Source organism: Brasilonema octagenarum UFV-OR1 (genome assembly GCF_963888615.1).
Lineage (GTDB): Bacteria > Cyanobacteriota > Cyanobacteriia > Cyanobacteriales > Nostocaceae > Brasilonema > Brasilonema sennae.
Genome location: NZ_CAWPKW010000187.1, coordinates 50,164 through 69,215, shown reverse-complemented (window position 1 = coordinate 69,215; position 19,052 = coordinate 50,164). Strand labels below are relative to the sequence as shown.

Here is a 19,052-nt window from a genome sequence, read left to right as displayed (position 1 = left end):
TAGTGAAACCCAACAAAGTCCCGAAAATGTTGGTTTATGTCCTGCGGACACGCTGCGCGAACGTTCCTCAAACGCCAGACTTGCCGTGAGAGCGGAAACCCTCCTGCAACGCTGGCTCCCCAACCTACATAATTTTATGTTTTTTGCGCTAACTGAACCGTATTGGCATATAGATAGTATTATTTAGTGGTAGTAAAATCAGTGTGCAGTCATGCCTGGTACTCGGATCGATATCGTTCGTCACCTGGATTATGCAGAGTTAACGATCGCGCTACCGTTTATCTTGAATGCGTTATCTGCCGCAAAGATTTTTTTAATTAGTATAATTTTTTCATAATAAATACTGAAAAGCTATAATTCCAAGATTTTCTCAGGTCTAACAATATGAACTTATGCTTATTTGTCATTGATCTTCAAAACGGATTTATAACTCAAAATACAAGTCATGTTATACAACGGATTAAGTCTCTATTAGAGCAAAAGATATTTGAGTACGTTATCTTCACAAGATTTATCAATACCTTTGATAGTCCTTATGTAAGATATCTAAATTGGAACAAACTTTTTTCAGACACAGAGCGCAAACTTGTTGATGAAATTGAACCATTTGCTAATGTTGTTTTTAATAAAACTATATACACTGGCTGCAATGAAGAAACTCTTATATTTCTTAAAAAAAGGGATATTGATACAGTCTTTATTTGTGGAATTGATACTGAAGCTTGTGTCTTAAAAACTGCCATCGATTTTTTTGAAAACAACATTAATCCTTATATTTTAGAGTATTACTCAGCATCAAATGGAGGTGAAAATTTTCACCAAGCAGCTATTTTAGTTTTAAGTCAGCTAATTGGAAGAAGTAATATTATAAGTGAACCGATAGATAAATTTGATATCAGTAAATATTTATAATATTAGATCCGACAAATTACTTGTCAAATAATTAGTTAATGTACATAAAACGAGCGCGGAGGGATTTGAACCCCCGACCCACAGGACCGGAACCTGTTGCTCTATCCACTGAGCCACGCGCCCTTAAAGTAGTAAACATCAAAGTTTGCTACTTTAACCTATTATAGCATAGCTTTGACTTGCTACCAAGATCTTTATTCCGTCCGCTACACCAGATTGTTAGACTGCTGCTTGGGTTGCAAAGACACCAACTTTCTAGGGCCTTCTTTCGTTTGCAGGAAGTGCGATTGCAAGAGAGTGCGGTGTTATGCAGGGCGATCTGCGCGGAGCGCAGCAGCGAAGCGATCGCCTAATTTGACAAAAACAAGCTCGGATTACAGCGGTTTTCATATGAATAGACCACACATTGTAGGGTGGGCATTGCTCATAAAAGCCTATGTGATAGAGATTTGAGATATTGGTGAGCAATGCCCACCTTACAGAAAACCGCTGTAACTTGGAAAAACTCCCCTAAAGCCTCAGCTTGTTCTTTACTGATTTCTAGCTGACCATTGACTACTTCGGTAGTTACGTCCCTCGAACCAAAAATTTTCACTCTTCTCAGCTTTTTCCAGACTCCTAGCCTCTATCAAATGAAGGAGTCTTGAGTGTGGCGTTGAGGCATTAATCTCATAGTGCTTATCTTCAAAATCCTCAATCAGTCTTACCAATAGTTCCAACACAGCATCTTCTTCTGGAGTCAGGTTAGGACGAGAAAGCAGTTCTTCAACAATTGCGAGAAATTTCTCGTTTTCCTCTTCACTTTTGATAATTCGAGGTTGATGTTTAGATAGCAATTCGCTGTAAATTATTGGATTAAAAGTAAGGGTCATTTTTCCAGTTATCTTTGTCATATATAGCAATCCTAAATCATTTGTGAAAAATCCAACTCATCGATAAGCTTGATATAAGCAGTATCAACAGTGTGCATATAGCGATCCTATTTGATTTGTGAAAATTGAAAGCCACAGATCCCCGACAACTTTTACGAAGTCGGGGATCTTCGAGGATCAAGTTTGCTCACGTAAGCGCAAAGCGTGCCGCTGTTCCCTATGCACAGCGTACCCGCAAGGCTTATGATTTAGGTTGCTATAGATGCATAATGTGCAGCAAAATATAAGAAGAAATCGCTGCTCATTTTTCCCTGATGTTCTGGAAGTTGAGCTTTTTTCATGCTCTTGATATTAGATTTCCCAGGGTATGGTCGGAAATTTCATGACTGTTATTCCCAGACACGATGTCATCTCAGAGTGGACGATTTTTCTAATTTGTTCGCCAGATACTATCAATAAATGCTCGCCATGTCAGCATTAACTCAAATATATTGCCTAACGAGGTTGTATGAGCATAGGCAGAGCAATTCTCTTTATTGCCTTGGTTATTCCAGGTTTATTGATAGCGGGATCATCGCTTTACTCGTTTAACACTGAGTATACGGAGTTACAAAGAACTGAAAGATATGTGGACAAGTTAGCTAGGGATGGAAGAACCAATAATAGACAGTTGGATCTTGCCTATCATCGTAGTTTCGTTCATCGGATGAATGCATTCACAAATGGGACTTGGGGCTTCATTGGTATAACGATCGCAGCGATCGGTATACACGGAATAGCTACAACCAACGACGAAACAATTCAAGACCAGCGAAGGATATCAAAATAGTCCTGAGTTCTGAGTCTTGATGAAGGACAAGGGGACAAGACAATTCAAAATTCAAAATATGCCCAACGGGCACGCTGCGCGAACAGAATTCAGAATTAGAAGTCTCTCCCTGACTCAGCACTTTACTGCTGAACACTGTTTATCAATTCCTTCAAGTCAGCCAAAGCGCGATCGCGATAACGTCCGTAACGCTCTTGTTTATTTTTGATTTTCTGACCCAATTCTGGGAATATTCCAAAATTAGGAGGCATCGGTTGAAAATGCTTAGGCGAAGCGGAACTGATAAACTCAAACAGTGACCCCATCATCGTCGTCTTGGGTAGAGTCAAAGGTTCTTTCCCCAAAGCCAGCCGCGCTGCATTCGTTCCCGCCAACCAACCACCGGCTGCGGCTGCAGTATATCCTTCAGTTCCAATTATCTGTCCAGCAGCTAGTAACGTTGGACGGTTGATAAATTGCAAACTAGGCTGCATCAGCACAGGCGCGTTGAGAAAGGTGTTGCGGTGCATGACTCCCAACCGCACGAACTCAGCATTTTCCAAACCAGGAATCATTTGGAAAATACGCTTTTGCTCACCCCAACGCAGATTTGTTTGGAATCCTACCATATTCCAAAGTTGACCTGCTTTGTCTTCTTGCCGCAACTGTATCACAGCATAAGGGCGTTCTCCAGTTCGACTATCCGATAACCCGACTGGCTTGAGAGGACCATAACGCATCGTGTCTTCCCCTCGGCGTGCGAGTTCCTCAATTGGTAAACAGGCTTCAAAAAATTTCGCTGTTTCCCGTTCAAAATCCTTCAATTCCACTTGTTCAGCAGTACGCAGTTCTTGCCAAAACTGCAAGTACTGCTCTTTATTCATCGGGCAGTTTAAATATGCAGCTTCACCTTTATCGTAACGAGAGGCGAGAAAAGCAATATCGTGGTTAATCGATTCTCCCACAATGATTGGGCTTGCGGCATCAAAAAAGCTGAGGTATTCCATCCCTGTGAAACGGCGTAAATCTTCTGCCAATTCCGGACTCGTTAAAGGACCAGTTGCCAAAACGACAATTCCTTCTGGGATAACACGTAATGCCTCTCGACGCAGTTCAATCAGAGGATGCTGAGCGAGAGTTTGCGTCAAATCCTGACTAAATTGTCCTCTATCGACTGCAAGCGCCCCACCAGCGGGAACTGCGTGTTCATCAGCTTTTGAAATCACAATAGAATTGAGTTGGCGTAGTTCTTCATGCAAAAGACCAGCGGCGCGATCGCTTGCCATTGCCCCAAAAGAATTGCTACACACCAATTCCGCTAAATGTTCCGTGTGATGTGCACCACCGAAGCGATTTGGGCGCATTTCCCACAGAACGACCGATATTCCAACAGAGGCTATTTGCCAAGCTGCTTCTGTCCCAGCTAGTCCACCTCCAATAACATGAATTGTTTGTTTTTCCATATTTCTTTCCATATTTATATTATTTTAAAATACTAAACTTTCATAATTTTATCCTACGGCAAAATCAGTATATTTACGCATAAACGGAGATTTGTATGCCAGAACAATGTTGTCTTTGGGAACGCCTAACTCCACTAACTCATTAGCGATTCCATCTTCCGTGCCATCGTATTGAATCCAAATTTGGTCGCTTTTGATATCAATGTGGATTAAGCATCCATAAACGCGACGACGATTTTCCCAGCCAACGCTAATCACCTGATAGTGATCTTGCTCAGTATCAAATGCAGTATAGCGCTCAATCTCGCCAAAGGAAGGCTTGATCTGACTATAGCGCGTCAAAATTTGCTTGATTGCTTGACGGTACTGGTTTAGTTTATCCACTGTGTGATGACCTCCAGTTCAGGATCGAATAATTTTCCATGCCAAAACCTTGATCTGATATTCCTTTAGACTAAGCTGAGGGAGTTCTTCAGAAAAAAAATCTTCATAAATATCTAGTGGGACTGCTAGATAGAGAATTCGTTGTGGCTGCTTCAGACGTAAAATAAGTCGGTAGTTCAAAAATTGTCCTAGCGCCATATGAAACTCGGAAACATTAGAAGGCGCGACAAAACTCTTGATTTCAACAGCAATTTGCTGGTTATCTTTCTGTGCAGCAATCAGTTTTTCTGCTCCAAGATCAACATGCAATTGGCGATCTCGCAGATCCAAAGTTAGGGGATCGTGGGTAATGACCCAATCATCCTTATGAAGTGCATTTTTGACCTGCATTATGGAATAGATCTCTAGCGGGCATCAGACAGGCTCTATTGCTTACAGTTCGGCACAGTTCAATATTTTTATTCGGTCGCTTCTTAGCTGCTTTTGTTGGTCATTACTCCGCGAACAGCCTCAGACTGGTGTTTGAGCATGTACTCCCGAAGGACAAAGTTGATCAGGGTCTGATAGCCTCGTGACTGTCGGTTCTTTAACCAGGCTACCACATCGGCATCAAGTCGCATATTTAGGGAAACTTTCAGTACCCGTGCCATCTAATTGTAAGCTATCGTACTTAAAGGCAGTAGTCTATTGCTTTCCCACACGAAGGAATGCAGTGTTATAAAAAGAGAAGAGAGCATCGCATCTTATGGATTCGACGCTAAGAGTATCCGTGCTTACTGCCGTGTCATTATATAGTTATACCATTCGTTTTGCCAAGCAGGTGAAAAACTCTCTGTTCACTTGCACAAACAAAGGAGTTGGGCGATTAGGTTGTATGTGCCAAAATTTAAGAGAATTCATTTTGTTCTTGGTTAAATAGTAATGCTTATCGGTCAAATTCTCCGCCAGCGCTACAAAATTGTCAGACTCTTAGGAAGCGGCGCCTTTGGAGTTACTTATTTAGCTGAAGATTTAGATTTACCCGATCATCCTCTGTGTGTTGTCAAAAACCTCAAGCAAATGCAAAATCAAGAAGATTTGCAACTTGCCAGAGTGTTATTTGACAGAGAAGCAAAGGTTTTATATAGCTTAGGCAATGAGTCCAGTCAAATTCCGCGACTTTTCGCCCACTTTGAAGAAAACGGCGAATTTTATTTAGTACAAAAATTTATAGATGGGCACGATTTAAGTGGGGAAATTTTTCCTGGTAAGAGGTTAAATGAAGCTGAAGTAACACAGCTATTACAGGAAGTTTTACAAATTCTTACATTTGTTCACAATAAGAATATCATTCACCGAGACATCAAACCACAAAATTTAATGCGGCGCAAGACAGACGGCAAGATAGTATTGATAGACTTTGGCGCTGTCAAGCAAATTAGCGCATTAGTAGTCAATGCTCAAGGGCAAACAAACGTCTCCGTTATTGTTGGTACTTATGGCTATATGCCCAGCGAGCAATTGAATGGGTATCCCAAGTTAAGCAGCGATGTTTATGCAGTGGGGATGCTGGGAATTTATGCTTTAACTGGGATCAGACCTCAAGAACTGCCAAAAAACTCTGAAACTTTGGAAGTCATTTGGCGAAATCGGGCTTCGGTTAGCCCTAGACTGGCAGATGTATTAGATAGAATGGTGCGCCATAACTTCAATAAACGTTATCAAACAGCATCCGAGGCGTTGCAAGCGCTAAGACCATCTTCATTACCCTCACCATCGCCACCACCGGTACCACCATTACCAACCCCAACACGACGAGAATTGAAACTTTACCAAAAAGTATTAATTGGTACTGGAGTTGGCGTGGGTGTGCTAATCGGAGTGGGATTGTTATTTATGAGTTTTTGGAGACAACCCACAATCGATCTAGAAAAACCCGTCGCTGATTCAGGACAACCCACACCCGATTCACAAAAAACCGTCGCTGATTCCAAACAACCCACACCTGACTCGCCACAAACCACATATGACGTGCAACTGGTTTGCCCAGAAACACCAATACTAGCTCAACCAAGTACGCCCGGTAGGAAAATTGGTTCAGCCACAGTTTATGGTTTCCCAAAGAATTCACCACTGACAGGCAAAGGAATCATAATCTTTCCTGATCGCAAGTTGGGTGGATCTTCTCGATATGATGGAGAACTAAAAAATGGAGTATATAGTGGTTGTGGAAACTTGGTACGTGGAAATGGTGAGCGTTACGTAGGTCAGTTTGATAAGAATTCTTTTCAAGGCACAGGAAAATTTATCTACAAAAATGGTTGTCAATATATAGGAGAATTCAAAAACAACCAGTTTGATGGTCAAGGTACGTTGATATCTAAAGACGGCTTGCGTTATAGTGGAATTTGGCAGCGGGGAAAATTGCAAGGAAGTAATAATATTGTACGCTGCCAATAATTTTTAATCTTATATTACGTCAGGATACATTATCCGAACCAATGTTTAAATAATCAGACAAATAACTGAAAATTTTTCTATCAATTAGGAAAAGCATAATAATCAAGCTAAATGAATATTTGAAATTGATTTTAGCAAAAATATATCATAAAATCATAAACTTAAAATTGGACTTATTACGTTATATTTTTAGTATCATTTTACTTAAAAAAAACGAAACACAAGTACTTGAAGCTAAAAAACATGAGATTATGTAGAGTGTGTTAAGCGCTGCCGCAATGCTTATAAACGCATCATTCGGCGAGCTGCAACACTCCAAAACCGATTTTACAAGCTTTATTTGCTCATACCTTTGGGCTGTCTACCTTCTAGCTTCAAGTACCAGCCTGCGATCGGTCTATTTATGTCTTCGGTGTGTGTTGATATTTAGAGGAGTGATAAATGAATCAAAAATTACTTACAAAGCTGAGATTAGTTTTGTCTAAAACTTCTTTACTAGGTATTACGAGTTTAGCTATTTCTCTACAACCATCCTTAGCGCAACCTTCAGCTGTTAATCGATCGCCAACAACACCATTAACCTTACCACCTGCAAAAAATCCGATCAGCCAAACACCTCCAGAAAATCCCGTCAGCCCTACCCCAACACCTTCACAAAATCAGACACCTAGTCCTACACCTCCAGAAAATCCGCTCAGTCCAAGCCCAACACCTTTACAAAATCAGACACCTAGTCCAACACCTCCAGAAAACCCCCTCAGCCCAACACCTCCAGAAAATCCGCTCAGCCCAACCCCAACCCCAACGCCGACTTTAACACCAGCGCCAACGCCAACTCCAACCCTAACGCCAACTTTAAGACCAACCCCAGCGCCAACTTCAATACCAGCGCCAGCGCCAACTTCAATACCTTCACCCGCTCCAACGCCACCAATACGAAACGGAGCATCAGAACTGTTACCTGTTAGAGCAACTCGTAGCTATATCGGAATTGGTCCAAATATTGGATTCAGTGGCGGCGATACTGCTCTAGCTGAAGGTGCCTTCACTATCTTTAGCAAAATTGGTATAACGAAAAACTTTTCTTTTCGCCCTGCTGCTGTATTTAGCGATAATGCTGTTTTTCTTTTGCCTGTAACATTTGACTTTCCAGTTAAACGAGTCACAGACTTTGAAGAAGAACAAATAAATTTTATTCCTTACGTTGGCGCAGGAGCAGCAATTTCCACAAGTGGAGATAGCAACGTCGGCTTTCTTCTGACTGGTGGTGTGGATGTGCCCTTATCACCTGAGTTTACCGCCACTGCTGGTTTAAACTTTGGTTTCCTCGATCAAACTGATGTCGGACTTATGTTCGGTATTGGTTACAATTTTTAACAAAAAGAACAGGCGCAGCCTGTTCTGCGTTCCTACTCTGTGGTCTTCTTCAATAAAAATAATATGCGTCAGATAGAAAACTCTGTACACTCGAGTGTTTTGAACGCACCTCATCCATGCTCGAAGAGTTGGATGAGGATTCTTTCGCTACGCAGCATTCAATTTCTTAGTCAACTTAATGGCTGGTGAGCGTTGCCTACACCTATTTGCCACAAAAACCATCACTTGATATTTATCCCAAAGACTTACCTGCCTTATCTCCTGCCATTTTCTAAGTTCGTCGAACTCACGTTAATAAAAAATAGAATTTTCTTAATCATAAATGAAAGTAATTTACAACCGCCTCCTAGTTAGTATAGTTGAGTAAAAAAAAGTATATTTTATAACATAATTTTGGGGAACGCTCCCTTTTAGGAAAACTTTTCGATTTACTGAATCTAACTTTATTGCGCTGCTTTTGACTAAATTCAAGCTTATAAGTTAATTGATAAACTCTTACTTGAACGCGTATCGTTGGCTGCAATCGCTCGTATCATCGGAGTATCATCAGGTTCTTTACAATACTCTCTAAATCAGAATAAATACTACCAAAAAATTTTCGTTTGTTTCACACAAGTGCATAAGTTGTCCTTACTCGCCCCTATAAGTTATAAGAGCGTAAAAGTGAATCTTGGAAGATAGACTCCCCATGAGCAAAACAGGTAGGTTTCACGTGTATCCTTCAAGTGCTGCCAATAGGGAAATTCTGGCATCGCAAATTTTCTTAACATAGTAGACCTCTTGCAAAAGTCGAAAAGTTGTGGATGTCATTCTGAGTGAAACCCTTCGCTCCGCTCGAGGGCAGGCTCCGTGTAGCGTATCTCCTCCGGAAACGCTACGAAGAGCGCCTTGGCGCGGCGTTAACGTTCGCGCAGCGTCTGTGCAGGAGATACGGCACGCTATGCGTTACTTTGGCGTGCGCTATGCGAACGCTCAACATGACATGTCAAGCATTTTTGCAAGACGTCTAGTAGATGGCTCAAGCATGCTCTTTACTACAGTGAGGTAAACAATGGCAGTAGGTTCCTCAAACCACAATCTAATGACTGATGACAAAGATTTACAGTCTTTAGATTTACAAAATTTCTGTCAATTACAAACTGAACTGCTAACAACTCAATCTCCTATTTTTTTTGCTCGAATCGTTTATCATGATTTAGTGACTAAAGATTTTCAGGAGGTTATGAGTCTCAATCAAAGACACCTTCCTGTTTCCCAAATGGTTTTGACATATTTGAGAGAGGAAACATGGTTAACTAACTTTCCTAATGCTTTAACATTAAATGAATTAAATTTAGATTTTTTAATATCATCAAAATTTTATTTTTGCCCTTTAAGATATAGAAATCACAAACCAGAGTACATTCAAATCTTTGCTGAAACATCTCTTTCAGAAAGCCTACAAGAACAGGTGAGAAAAACTGCTTTGATCCTGACAAAGTATTTCGATCTATTTTTTGAGTCTGAAAGACAAAAGGCTGAAATTCTACTGCTAGAACAAACTATTCAACGTGCAAGTCATCAGTTACGTAACTCCTTGTCATTAATTGATCTCTATGCCCAAAACTTATGCTTTGGATTGAAAGATAATTCTTACCAAGAAGAACAAGCAAGAGTCATTCGTGATTCTGTACAGGAGTTAGACACTAATTTAAATGAACTTATCTATTGTGGTCAGAGTACAAAATTAAGAATCTCTCTCCAAGATTTGAAAAGTATAGTCACGGAAAGTCTTCAGGGATTAAAACCTTTGATTGATAACAAGCAACTAAAAATATGCTTGCCAGAAAACTCTACCACACTGGTAGTTGACCGATTGCAAATGAAGCAAGTGTTTGATAATTTACTGAGCAATACTGTTCATTTCAGTCCTCAATTTGGAACTATAGTTTGTAGCTGGCAAATTTTTAAAAATGAAGTTCTTATTAAAATATCCGATCAAGGTATAGGCTTATCTCAAGAGGATCTCCAAAAGATGTTTACCCCCTTTTATTCTCGTCGTGTGGGCGGTACAGGCTTAGGTTTAACTATTGCAAAGAAAATTGTTCTTGACCATCACGGCTGTTTATACGCAGATAATCTACCAACAGGTGGCGCACAATTTTCCATAGTTTTACCTCGTTCTATAACTACCTAGAGAAGATTTTTGTGGCTACTACTCAAAAAGTTTTGCATAACTGTTTGGAGAGGATTTTCTATGACTACTACTCAAAAAGTGTTGATTGTGGATGATGAACAGCGCTTCCGCCAAGGATTACGCACTCTCCTCAATTTTTATAATGTCAATGCTTCTCTATCTATAGAAGTTGTGGGTGAAGCTGCTAGTTTAGAGCAAGTTTTAAAGCTGACGATTCAACATAATCCAAATCTCATACTGCTAGACTTAGAATTAGTGTCATCTGACGGTATTTCGGTCCTTATAGGTTTAAAAGAGATATCGTATGCTGGCAAAGTTTTAGTCTTATCAGCACATCAAGAAGATAACTGGATTTACCGTGCAATGCAAGCAGGTGCAGCTGGTTATATTTTTAAAAGTCGCTTAGTCATTCAACTGTATGAAGCTATTGATAAAGTGATAAAATCTGAAGTTTATTTCCCTGCAGAGGTTGCTAACGGTTTTTTTCGCCATTTCCAAGCTAAGTCAGAATCTGATTTCAAAGCATGCCAAAAATTACATCTAACAGAAAGAGAACAAGAAGTTTTGTATTGGTTAGCTCAGGGTGCTTCTAATGAAGAGATTGCTAAAAAATTATATGTCACAGTAGCAACAGTTAAGGCACATCTCACGAGTATTTTTGAAAAATTAAAGGTGACCAGTCGTACTCAAGCTATTGTAACTGCTATAAAATTAGGGATAGTACAGGCATAACACGTTCTGTTAAAGTAAAAAGATAAAATAAGTTCTAAGTTAAAAAGTTTCCAAACACTATAGCAATCCTAAATCATAAGCCCTACGGGCACGCTGCGCGAACATGAGAAATTTGGAAACAATTGGGCGAATCGAATTTGCTACTACACAAACTAAGTCCACTTACGTGGACATAATAAAATAACCTGTACAAGCGGGTAAAGTCTCGTGTAACCGCGATTTATAATCGCTATCCTTGAACAAAATGTTACATTGAAACGAGAGCTTTAATCTACGTATTCTCTCACGATTCAATTCGGACTGCTATAGCTGAGCTTAAATTTTGCAATCAAAGCTTTGTTTGCTTAAGACAGTAACTCAAAACATATAATCTTTATGCCCTCAATTCAGTATTTTTATAAGGAATATCGATGCTCTAGCAATGCTCCCTTGAGTTGCGATCTCCCAGGAGCAACAGCGCGGGAAGTAAAAGGGGCTAAGTTTTGTCTGGAGTGCGGTTTTCCAGCAATCTTACCCCATAAAGCAGAAATCAAAGGCTCTAGGGGTATATATCAAGTAACAAGTTATTTAGGAGTGCGGGGTTTAGGACGCTTGTACTCAGGCATACAATTGACTGATAGCGAACCTGTACTTATAAAGGAATATCTGCTACCTAACAAGAGTTTTAATGAAGAAGAAACTCGCCAACGTCAAGAGACTTTTAAACGTGTGGCAGGAGTTAGTTTAGCAGATGGGAGAGTTCAAAATTTTCGTCTCATCAATCCTTGGGAGGCAATTGCTGATCAACAACGAGAATGCTGTTATGCAATTATGAAAAGGGTGGAAACATTCCAAACTTTAAATGATTTTTTAGTGAAAAAAAAAGAACCAATGCCAGCATCTCAAGTACGTGAGGTGCTCAATCAAACCTTGCAAACCTTAGAATTTATCCATACTCAAAAACTGCGCCTCCCTTCAAACCAAACACTGTCTCAACTGGCTCATGGTAATATCAATTTAGATAGCGTCTTAATTCAAGAAGAAGGTCATCAGCAGCTTTATGTGTACCTGTGTGATTTGGCTCTGTGGGAAGAATTATTTATTCCACCTTCTATTAGATCTCAACCTTCAAATCCAAAACCTCAGCAAGATTTAGAAGCGTTGGCACAAGTCGCCTTTTATTTATGGGTAGGACAAACACGGAATGTCGATCCAAGAAATGATGAACATTGGCCTAATAGCAATCGCCACTTAAAGAAATTTTTGCATCGCTTAATAGGGATTGATAATCCATTTGAAAGTGCGCTACAAGCCCGGGAAGCTTTATTAGCACTACCTAAAGAGCAACAGAACAGCAGTTCTGCACCACTTGTTGTTGATGAAGAGCAAGAAAGAAGCTTCCGCAAACTCTTCTTGATTATATTAGGAATTTTGACATTGGTATTGATGGGAGGGGGAGGATGGTTCTGGTGGAAATATAGCTCAAGCAACCAGCAGCTTGAATCCTCGCTCCAATCTGAGTCTAATTTTGCAAGTATCGCTGGTGTTGAGCCAGGAGAGTATACCTACATAGGAGAAAGAGATAGTACGTGGAGTCATATTTTGAGAAAAGGTGTTGATAATAACAAATTAGAAGATATATTGAAACAACCCAAAAAAGATACAAAGTTTAATTATCAGTCTGTAGCATCATTAGATATACGAAAAGAGGGTAATTTTATAGACAAAGAAACAAAAAGTAAACCAATACAAGAGGTCAAGTCAGGTAAGAAAAACTTTGCGATTACTAGTTTAGAAGATCAAGTGACAGATGAGTTTGAGAAAAAGCAGATTGCTTATGATGGTTTATTTATTTATGTAGTAGGTAGTAAAAAAGGCGGAAATCTTGCCAAACCTCTTAATGGGAAAATTAGTCTTGAGTCTTTACGTAAAATTTATACAGGCGAAATCACTAATTGGAAGCAGTTAAGCGAACTCGACCTTCCCATAGAACCTTATGCTCCAACAGAACTCGAAGCAATACGCTTATTTCAAAAGAAAGTACTCAAAGATGATGCGGACTTAATCAACAAGTTTAACAGAACCATCACTCGGGATCGTTTCCAATCTACAGGGGATACTTTGAAATTAGTTTATGAAAAGTTTGACAAGGAAAAGGGGCAAACTGGTATCATTGGTTTCGGTGTAATCAGTAAATTTTTAGGTCAGTGTAGGGGTTATCCCCTTGCTATAGTTGACGACAATAACCGCGCTACTCAGGCTTTGTTGCAGCCTAACGATCAACCCATAAATCCTGAGGAGTATCAGAGATGCTCCAAAGGTACAGCATATTACCCCAATGTTCAAGCATTTGAATCAAAGAGCTACGCTTTGGGCTATCCTGTATTTGTTGTGTACCTTAAAGACAACCGCCCCCCAGCTGTTGCTGCTTCCAAATTTGCTGATATGTTAACTACCTTTCAAGGTCAATGTCTACTGAGTAAAGTAGAGCTTGTTCCTTTGAAAGCGATGCAAAAAGAATATCGATCCCATGTCTGCCAATCGATGCCCTAATTCTAAATGTGAATATTTTAATCGCGTCCTACCCAACAATGCTAAAGTTTGCCCTATGTGCGGGACTCCGTTAGGTAATGCGATCGCTCCCAAATCTAGTACACCACCTAATACATCGTCTCCCCCAAAAGTAGTCAACCAAACTGATTATCCAGCCTCTATCAATCCACCTTCTTATCAATCTTCTTCAGTTCCTTATGTAGAACAGCCACCTCCACCTTTACCGCCACCGTCACCACCTGCTTATCCACCACCCGCAGCCCCATCTGCTTACCCACCATCCGCAACCCCATCTGCTTACCCACCACCAAGTTCTCCTCGTCCAGTGCTCAGACTCATGCATTCATCTGGACGAGAATTTCGCTTTTTTAGAGAAGATGGTTATATTGGTCGCCGTTCACAAATGAGTGGGAGAATACCAGAAATTGATCTATTTGGTATTCCCAATGAGGGTGTAGTTTCTCGTGCTCATGCTCGAATTTATTGGGATGCAAACCAAAATGCTTACATTATAATTGATAACAGCCGAAATGGTACTTATCTTAATGGCAATTTTCTTGCCTCTGGGGTTCCTTACCGCCTCAGTAATGGTGATTTATTGCAACTGGGGCAAAATAATTTGGTCACTTTTACAGTTTCGGTAATTTTTTAATAGAGAGATCAAACCATCCGTACACTCACAACAGGGTTAGCATTGCCTATCTTAAATTTCCTGCCACTGCCCCTATTCTCCTATCTCCCCACGCATAAGCTGTTACGCCTATAAGTTGCACTCTGGTGAGCGAGGGAATGAGAGAGTGAGGGAGAGGGTTTGACGTTTTTGTTCAAAGTAAAAAATATGCAGATTAAAAGCGCGACAGCTTACTTTGTCGATTAAGTTGGCATTTATTCGACCTTTGGCTAATTTTACTTCTGATGCAATGCCTCTAGCCTTGAATTGAGAACGCATTGTTTCAGTTATGGACTCCAATAAAAGAAAAATAAGAAAATTTTTAGATTCTCCATCATCAATTGGAGAAATAGGTGGTGTTGGTGGATACGCAGCAACTTCGGTAAGATCCGCGCATTTCCAAGCAGTCGTAACAGTAAGAGATTATTTTACTGACGAGATGTTTTTAAACCAGCTTACAGATCGTGTATATGAACTTTTAGTGGAAGACTTACAATTGCAAAGGGAGAGGATTATAAATTATGGTCAATAGAGGTGTCTATAATGGTTAATGGTAAGAAAGGTAATAAAAGTAATAAAAGTAGTAATGCTAGTAATGCTAGTAATGGTAATGTTAATCATGAACTCAATTATGTTACTACTAATCGTTTTTATGTAGAAATAGACAGCACTATTGCTGCATCTTTTACTGAATGTTCGGGCTTGGGTTTTCAGATTCAAAAAAATGTTTTTCACGAAGGTGGTGTCAACGACCAGCAACGTGTTTACTTAGGTCATATAGAATTTACAGACGTTACTCTCAAACGTGGCATCACAGATAATCTTGGTTTTTTGAATTGGGCTACTAAAATTTTTGATGAACAGAATGGTGAGAACAATCTTCGGCAAAATGTCAACATTTTGGTTTTCAACCAAGCAGGTGAAACAATGCAAAGCTGGACTCTCATTGGTGCTATTCCTATAGGCTGGAAATCTTCAGATCTTCAGGCAGATGGAAGTTCAGTTGCTATTGAAGAACTCACTTTAGCATATGAAGGTTTAAAAGTTGCCAAACAAGGAGGCGGCGGTAATCCTACCACACGGTCTAAATCGGGCTTTTTCACCTCTAACTAGTTTCAATTTATTCACCTCAACTATGCAGATCGTTCAATTTCAACTAGGAATAAAATCTTCTCCACTTGGATCGAATAGTTATTTAGGTATTGCTAATAGTGTTTTTTTACAGAAAAAATCTAGTTTATTACATTCATTAAATTTTATAAAGCCATTAACAATTCTAAAACCCTTGTCGGCACCAGCGGACTTATTAATGGGAAGCGAAAAGAGCAAAGTTCTCAGAAGCTGGGATGATTTTGATACTGCTTTAGATACTGATTTATTAAGCCAATCAACAAATTTTAAATTTGAGGATTTGGATAAAAATCTAGAAAATTTTAATATCAATAATATTGAAAAGCCGAAAAATCTCAAAAAGAGTTCACAAAAAACTATTACTAGTGATAGTTATGAGAAAAATGTTATTTCTTCAGAGTTGCTAAATCAGAAAAATACTAAGTCTAAAAAACAAACTAAAGCTCAACTTAAAACAAACTCTACGGCTAAATCTAAAAAGGCAACCAAGAAAAACTCTGCCAAGAAGGTTGAGCCTGAAGTTACGCAGCGATCCCTCAAAGCGGAACAAAAGATTGCCCCCAATTCTCCAACTGTTGTACCTACACCAGAAACATTAACTCCAGTTGAACAATCAAATCTACCACTACCTCTGACCACACAAACACAAACAACACTGCCAGCGCAACCCAATCTAGATAGCACAAGTACTGAAACATCACAACAAATTCCGCCAGTCACACCAACACTCATTACACCAGACGTAAATAACAAGTCAGAACCAACTCTTATATCTAGTGCATCAACAACTGCCCCACCCACTTTGGGAAATGAATCCACACTGATGCGGCAGTCTATCAACCAAGAACAAAAGATTGCCCCCAATTCTCCAACTGTTGTACCCACACCAGAAACATTAACTCCAGTTAAGCAATCAAATCTACCACTACATCTGACTACACAAACACAAACAACACTGCGAGCGCAACCGAACGTAGATAGCACAAGTACTTCAACATCAGTGCAAAATCCACCAGTGCTACCAACAGTTACGAGTTCACATATTAGTGATGAATTAAAACCGGCATCCACACCAGAACAAAAGATTGCCTCCGATTCTCCAACTGTTGTACCCACACCAGAAACATTAACTCCAGTTGAACAATCAAATCTACCACTACCTCTCACCGTAGAGGCACAACCTCAACCCAGCATTTTAGATTTATCCAATAATGTCACTGCACAGACGCAAACAACACAACCTTCTCAACCCAGCCGACATAAACCAACCGCTGAAACATCACAACAAATTCCGCCAGTAACACCAACAGTCATTACACCAGACGTAAATAACAAGTCAGAACCAACTCCTGTACCGGGTGTATTAACAACTACCCCACCCATTTTGGGGAATGAATCTACAGTGATGCGGCAGTTCCTCAATGCGGAACAAGGGATAGGTTCCGATGCATCAGTTGGTGCTTCAGATGTACTCAACAATGTCACTGCACAGACGCAAATAACACAACCTTTTCAACCCAGCCAACATAAACCAACTGCTGAGACATCACAACAAATTCTGCCAGTAACACCAACAGCCATACCTGATGTATCAACAACTACCCTATCCACTTTAGGAGACGAATCTACAGTGGTGGAGCAAGACCTAATAGGGGATTTCCCGAATGAATCATCTCCAAAAAACCCCACTTTTGATAATCTGCTAGCGCCCACAGGTTTTGCAACTGGGGGTCAGGTAGTGACTACCCAGGTTCAAGGTAGCCAGAGTATAGCGCCCTCCGATACGGTTGCTGCTATGCTGACTCCTGGAGAGTTTGTCATTAATGCCCAGGACACACAGAAAAATCTTACTCTCCTAGAACATATAAATAGTGGGGGAAGACCAGAGAATTTTATTTCCCCTAAAGAGATCCCAAATTCACAAGATGAAGAAAAGTCAGCTTTAGCTTCAGATCATTCTATTCATACCAATTATTATAATCAAACTTTAATACAAAGGGAAAGTTTAGATGCTACTTCACCTACAACATCTCATGCACTGATTTCATCGTCAATCGGTCAGGAAATTGTTGAAAAACAAAATCTTTCAAGATCTACTTTTATTCAGGCTTATACAAAAGAAAATACTAGAACAAAAGTGGGTAAACACTCAGAGCAATATTCATTGCCTAATTTAGTTTTCCAACAATCAACTCCTGCTACTAACTCTCCCTCTGAAACAGCACCTTCCCAGTGGTCAAGTGTTGAAGAATTACTAAGCGGCAGTACCAATCAATCTACAGCATTTGATTCAGAACCTGTAAAATATAGTAGGAAAAATTTAAAAGTTCCTACAGTTTCAAAATCGCCAAAAACTACGATTAGGCGAAAAGCCGTGTTACAAGGTTTTGCTAACGGAGGAGAAGTCTCTCCACGCGAGGAGATTACATCATCCAATGGAGCCGTTCCATCCGATATTGATACAGAAGCGCAACCCATAACACAAACTATAAAAAGCTTTTTTTGTTCTCCTCCAACTGAAGATAAAATTGCTGATGATATCGAAACTCTTGCACGAGAAATATATAACAGATTGCGCCAACGATTGGAAATTGAAAGAGAAAGACATGGTAATGGCATATACTCAGGTCGCCTACCCTGGTAATTATCAATAATAGTAATATAAGCTAAAGAAATGCCACCTCAACCAAAGAATCCTCCAAAAACTCCACCGACTAATCAACCAAAGAATCCTCCAAAAACTCCACCGACTAATCAACAATCAAAGAATTCTCCAAAAACTCCACCGACTAATCAACCTAATAATGGTGCAAAAACACAGCTTGCAGAACCCAATCAACTGAACCCGCAGCTTGCAAAAGCAACACTAATGGCATGTAATAATGAAGCTCCAGATATTGAAGTCATGTTTAATCCAACTGAAATTAGCTTCTCGCGAAGTGTTAACTGGACATCCCAAGACGGTAACAGAGGAACATCTCTATTGCCAAAGATAAACTTTTCTGGAGTTCAGCCATATCAATTAACTCTTCAACAGCTATTATTTGACACTTATGAAACGAAAGAATCAGTATTGACGAAATATATAGACGATATTAAAAAAGGTGTAGAAACTATTCAGAGTGGAGACGACCAGCGTCCCCCAGTCTATATATTTATGTGGGGAGACAACAAGTATTTTCCCTGTGTCATTGACAGTTTAACCTACACACTAACCATGTTTTTAACTGATGGTACACCTGTCAGAGCACTGGTCGATATTCAACTACGAGAAGTAGACAAAAGCGATGTTCCACCCAGCCAGGGACCTGGTGATCCAAAGGGCGGTGGTCCACGGGGCGGTGGTCCACGGGGCGGTGGTCCAAAGGGCGGTGGTCCAAAGGGCGGTGGTCCAAAGGGCGGTGGTCCACGGGGCGGTGGCCCACGCAGTAAGCGGTAACGTGTTCAAGTAATTTGCATAAAATGTAAATCAGATAAACTTGGGTATTTACCGCTATGTCTGCTAAAGAATACCTGACTCAATCGTAAAAAGGAAATCTATAAAAAGCCCTTTTAA

General features: G+C 40.1%; 18 protein-coding genes, 1 tRNA gene and 1 pseudogene. 14 read left to right on the top strand and 6 right to left on the bottom strand.

What is annotated here, in order from left to right:
* Together AC5590_RS13245 and AC5590_RS13240 are read left to right on the top strand one after the other, a co-directional pair.
* Nucleotides 1-187: hypothetical protein (locus AC5590_RS13245; RefSeq protein ID WP_211178350.1), on the top strand; the 187-nt coding region annotated here is incomplete at its 5' end.
* A 197-nt stretch (nucleotides 188-384) separates the two neighbouring features.
* Nucleotides 385-912, top strand: a complete 528-nt coding sequence (locus AC5590_RS13240) for a cysteine hydrolase family protein (protein ID WP_169264138.1) — start codon at nucleotides 385-387, stop codon at nucleotides 910-912.
* A 50-nt stretch (nucleotides 913-962) separates the two neighbouring features.
* Here AC5590_RS13240 and AC5590_RS13235 read toward each other — a convergent pair.
* Together AC5590_RS13235 and AC5590_RS13230 are read right to left on the bottom strand one after the other, a co-directional pair.
* A tRNA-Arg gene (locus AC5590_RS13235) sits at nucleotides 963-1,035 on the bottom strand.
* A gap of 407 nt (nucleotides 1,036-1,442) precedes the next feature.
* A complete protein-coding gene (locus tag AC5590_RS13230; RefSeq protein ID WP_248277185.1) occupies nucleotides 1,443-1,805 on the bottom strand; it encodes a helix-turn-helix domain-containing protein in 363 nt (120 codons plus the stop codon).
* Nucleotides 1,806-2,292: 487 nt separating this feature from the next.
* Here AC5590_RS13230 and AC5590_RS13225 point away from each other — a divergent pair, with 487 nt between their 5' ends.
* Nucleotides 2,293-2,613: a hypothetical protein gene (locus AC5590_RS13225; RefSeq protein WP_169264137.1), complete on the top strand. Its 321-nt coding sequence runs from the start codon at nucleotides 2,293-2,295 to the stop codon at nucleotides 2,611-2,613.
* Between the two features lie 122 nt (nucleotides 2,614-2,735).
* On the opposite strand, the gene trmFO is transcribed toward AC5590_RS13225, so the two are convergent.
* From trmFO to AC5590_RS13205, 4 genes are all read right to left on the bottom strand, one after another.
* Nucleotides 2,736-4,055, bottom strand: coding sequence for an FADH(2)-oxidizing methylenetetrahydrofolate--tRNA-(uracil(54)-C(5))-methyltransferase TrmFO (trmFO, locus tag AC5590_RS13220; protein WP_169264136.1), 1,320 nt, complete (start codon nucleotides 4,053-4,055; stop codon nucleotides 2,736-2,738).
* 48 nt (nucleotides 4,056-4,103) lie between these two features.
* Nucleotides 4,104-4,439: a XisI protein gene (locus AC5590_RS13215; RefSeq protein ID WP_169264135.1), complete on the bottom strand. Its 336-nt coding sequence runs from the start codon at nucleotides 4,437-4,439 to the stop codon at nucleotides 4,104-4,106.
* An 18-nt stretch (nucleotides 4,440-4,457) separates the two neighbouring features.
* Nucleotides 4,458-4,829: an element excision factor XisH family protein gene (locus AC5590_RS13210; protein ID WP_348982696.1), complete on the bottom strand. Its 372-nt coding sequence runs from the start codon at nucleotides 4,827-4,829 to the stop codon at nucleotides 4,458-4,460.
* Between the two features lie 83 nt (nucleotides 4,830-4,912).
* Nucleotides 4,913-5,089, bottom strand: coding sequence for a BrnA antitoxin family protein (locus tag AC5590_RS13205; RefSeq protein ID WP_169264134.1), 177 nt, complete (start codon nucleotides 5,087-5,089; stop codon nucleotides 4,913-4,915).
* A gap of 271 nt (nucleotides 5,090-5,360) precedes the next feature.
* On the opposite strand from AC5590_RS13205, the gene AC5590_RS13200 reads away from it, so the two are divergent.
* From AC5590_RS13200 to AC5590_RS13150, 11 genes and pseudogenes are all read left to right on the top strand, one after another.
* The gene (locus AC5590_RS13200) at nucleotides 5,361-6,878 is read left to right on the top strand and encodes a protein kinase domain-containing protein (protein WP_169264133.1); all 1,518 of its coding nucleotides are present in this window, start codon (nucleotides 5,361-5,363) and stop codon (nucleotides 6,876-6,878) included.
* Between the two features lie 441 nt (nucleotides 6,879-7,319).
* Nucleotides 7,320-8,255 (top strand): outer membrane protein, encoded by a 936-nt coding sequence (locus AC5590_RS13195; RefSeq protein WP_169264132.1) that lies wholly within the window; start codon nucleotides 7,320-7,322, stop codon nucleotides 8,253-8,255.
* 151 nt (nucleotides 8,256-8,406) lie between these two features.
* A pseudogene (locus AC5590_RS13190) lies at nucleotides 8,407-8,530 on the top strand (IS982 family transposase); the annotation flags it as partial.
* Nucleotides 8,531-9,306: 776 nt separating this feature from the next.
* The gene (locus AC5590_RS13185; RefSeq protein WP_169264131.1) at nucleotides 9,307-10,431 is read left to right on the top strand and encodes a sensor histidine kinase; all 1,125 of its coding nucleotides are present in this window, start codon (nucleotides 9,307-9,309) and stop codon (nucleotides 10,429-10,431) included.
* Between the two features lie 60 nt (nucleotides 10,432-10,491).
* Nucleotides 10,492-11,163, top strand: a complete 672-nt coding sequence (locus tag AC5590_RS13180) for a LuxR C-terminal-related transcriptional regulator (RefSeq protein WP_169264130.1) — start codon at nucleotides 10,492-10,494, stop codon at nucleotides 11,161-11,163.
* A 375-nt stretch (nucleotides 11,164-11,538) separates the two neighbouring features.
* Entirely contained in the window at nucleotides 11,539-13,695 is a 2,157-nt protein-coding gene (locus tag AC5590_RS13175; protein WP_169264129.1) for a substrate-binding domain-containing protein, read from the top strand.
* Between the two features lie 55 nt (nucleotides 13,696-13,750).
* Complete coding sequence (locus tag AC5590_RS13170) at nucleotides 13,751-14,347, top strand: FHA domain-containing protein (RefSeq protein WP_498823336.1); 597 nt, start codon at nucleotides 13,751-13,753, stop codon at nucleotides 14,345-14,347.
* Nucleotides 14,348-14,654: 307 nt separating this feature from the next.
* A complete protein-coding gene (locus AC5590_RS13165; RefSeq protein WP_169264127.1) occupies nucleotides 14,655-14,897 on the top strand; it encodes a hypothetical protein in 243 nt (80 codons plus the stop codon).
* A gap of 11 nt (nucleotides 14,898-14,908) precedes the next feature.
* Entirely contained in the window at nucleotides 14,909-15,478 is a 570-nt protein-coding gene (locus tag AC5590_RS13160; protein ID WP_169264126.1) for a phage tail protein, read from the top strand.
* A gap of 196 nt (nucleotides 15,479-15,674) precedes the next feature.
* Nucleotides 15,675-18,140: a hypothetical protein gene (locus tag AC5590_RS13155; protein WP_169264125.1), complete on the top strand. Its 2,466-nt coding sequence runs from the start codon at nucleotides 15,675-15,677 to the stop codon at nucleotides 18,138-18,140.
* A 30-nt stretch (nucleotides 18,141-18,170) separates the two neighbouring features.
* A complete protein-coding gene (locus AC5590_RS13150; RefSeq protein ID WP_211178349.1) occupies nucleotides 18,171-18,935 on the top strand; it encodes a CIS tube protein in 765 nt (254 codons plus the stop codon).
* Nucleotides 18,936-19,052 lie beyond the last annotated feature (117 nt).